1 protein-coding gene is annotated in these 2582 nt (G+C 47.8%); it reads left to right on the forward strand.

Going from position 1 to position 2582, the window contains the following annotated elements; all coding sequences use genetic code 11:
- The first annotated feature begins 66 nt into the window (after positions 1–66).
- Positions 67–2418, forward strand: a complete 2352-nt coding sequence (locus Q4A14_RS08900; protein WP_303171517.1) for a TonB-dependent siderophore receptor — start codon at positions 67–69, stop codon at positions 2416–2418.
- The last annotated feature ends 164 nt before the right edge of the window (positions 2419–2582 follow it).

Below are 2582 nucleotides of genomic sequence, written 5' to 3' on the forward strand. Positions count from 1 at the left end.
ATATTTTTATGTCTTCCTTGTTCCCAACAAATGAAAGAGATATTACACTTAATTACAATTTATTCTATGACTAAAAAGTTATCAGCGCTATTGTTGCTGGCTCTGCCATGCCTTGCTCATGCCATGGAGTCTCCGTTGGATAGTGTGCGCAACCTCAATCAGCTTGATGTTGTGGCAGATATGATCAGACCCAAACCAAAAACGAATAATCTTTCTCGTATCGATGTGCCTTTGGCCATGTTGCCCATGACGATCAACAGTATCGACATGAAAAACCTCTCCAAGCGTGGTCTCTATCAGCCCATGGATGCTATGCGTTTTGCCACAGGTGCAGGTTTTAGGAGGACTTATGGTGCTTTTTTGCAACTCCAAGTCCGTGGGTTTGACTACTCTCCCGTGATCGTGGACGGTATGCGCGACGAGCGTACGACTTTCAACTCCTATCCTCTCTCTGACTTGAGTGATGTGGAGAGCCTTGAGATACTCAAAGGTCCTGCTTCGGTACTTCAAGGGCACTCGGCTGTCGGTGGTGTACTCAATATCACACGTCGCAAGGCTATGAAGGATACCAACTTCCATGCTCGTTTGGACTACAATACTTTTGATCAGAAGCGTTTCCTTGCATCTGGAGGTGGTTATCTCGGCGATGGTTGGAGTGTGCTTTCGGGTATCGGCTACTCTGATGGCGAGGGCTGGAGAAGCAAGCGAGACAGAAACTTCAAAGCCTACACGACTGCTACCAAAGAGTGGGACAATAACAGTCTTGATCTTCGCCTGAGCTACAACAATGACTTCTACGGTACAGAGGCAGGTCTCCCCGGAGTTTTTAATACCGAAGTCTTTGATGCCACAGGCAATGTGTACTTGAAGCCGGGTGAATTGCAACCGGGGATCAGAAATGAGGCGCGCTACAACAATGAGAGCGATGCGATGTACAACCGCAACCTCAACTTCTCTCTGAACTGGACAAGCCAACTCAACTCTTGGCTCAAGCTCCGCGAGCAGCTCTCCTACAGTGATGATGATATCGACTACTTCAGCACAGAGGCTTTGACATATCCGACCACAGACAAGTTGACAGATGATGGCAAGGCTCCATACCCCCACTATTACATGAAAGATGGCAAGCGTATGTATGTAGACCTCTCTCGTGTACAGCTTACTTATCCGCTTCGTTTCAGACACATGGCAAAGACCGTACAAAATCAGTTGAGCCTCGAAGCCAAGCTCAATACAGGCTTCATCAAGCACAATCTGAACCTCGGATATGCTGTGAGCTTCATGCGCAGGGTCACATTTACCGGTTACAACTTTGGCTCTTCAACAACCAATCCCGATATCGTCGGGCCGGGTCTCTTCTCCTATGTCTCTGCATATGATCCCAAGAGTGCAGGTCCTATGGAGGCCCGTTTCAGTGAGGCAAATCTCGGAAATGTGTTCAGCAATGGTGTCTATCTGCAAGATGTGATGGAGTTCTCTCCTATGTTGCAGGGTATGCTCGCTGTGAGATATGACCGTTATCGCTACGAACGTGCGGCAGGAGTGGCTTCCAACGATGGCGGTACTCGCTATAATAAGCCTGAGAAGTTTCAGCTTGCTCTTTCACAAGCCCTCACTTACCGTATGGGATTGGTGTTTACTCCGATGCAGGACATCAATATCTACACCTCATTGGCCAACTTCTACAAGCCATTCATGACGGTTTACAGCCCTACGACCATATACCTCAACAAGCTTGGTCAGGAGTTTACTCCTACGCCGGACAAGGAGATCTTTGATCCTATGCGTGGTTATCAGTGGGAACTCGGAACTCGTGTGGCACTTGCTCCATGGGTGGAGATGACGGCTTCGGGTTACTACATCAAGCAAAACAATGTGATCAAAAACTTGAAGTCGGTGGATGAAATCGTGGATGGTAAGACTGTCAAAAAGACTGTCAGAGGACAGGTCGGTACAGTGGACTCTTATGGATTTGAATTGGATGTGATGGCTACCCCTATCCTTGGTCTTGAACTCGGTGCAGGTTATAGCTACACCCATGCCATTACAGGTAAGATCGCTCCTAATGAGTACATGGACACAGATCAGGCAACAGGCAAGCAGCTTCCATATATCCCTCGTCACAAGTTCTATACCTTGGGAGCTTACTCTGTCTCAGAGGGACTTTTCAAGGGATTTGAAGCGCACTATAGTGCGAACTATACAGGAGAGCGTTTCCGTAACATCCAGAACTCATTGTCATTCGAGGGATTCTGGCAGGTAGACCTGGGGGCTTCGTACGAGGTGACCAAGGGCTTGACTCTTGGTGTGGATGTGTACAACGTCTTCAACAAGGTGAGCTATCAGGAGTCGCTCGGACTCCAGCTCTTCCCATCAGAGCCACGTAGTGCACGTATAAGTCTCGTCTACACTCTGTAAGAGGCTCATCTGCTACTCTCATAAAATAATCGGAGTGCTTCGTCTTATTTCCTGACGGAGCACTCCGATTGTTTTTCTGTGATATGACCGTGTGATGAGTGAGTAATCGTATTATTGCTGTCCGCTAAACTTTAGAAGAGGGCAAAATAGGGCTTTCAATCCTA

The organism is Porphyromonas sp. (assembly GCF_030529325.1).
In the GTDB taxonomy this organism is placed as follows: domain Bacteria; phylum Bacteroidota; class Bacteroidia; order Bacteroidales; family Porphyromonadaceae; genus Porphyromonas_A.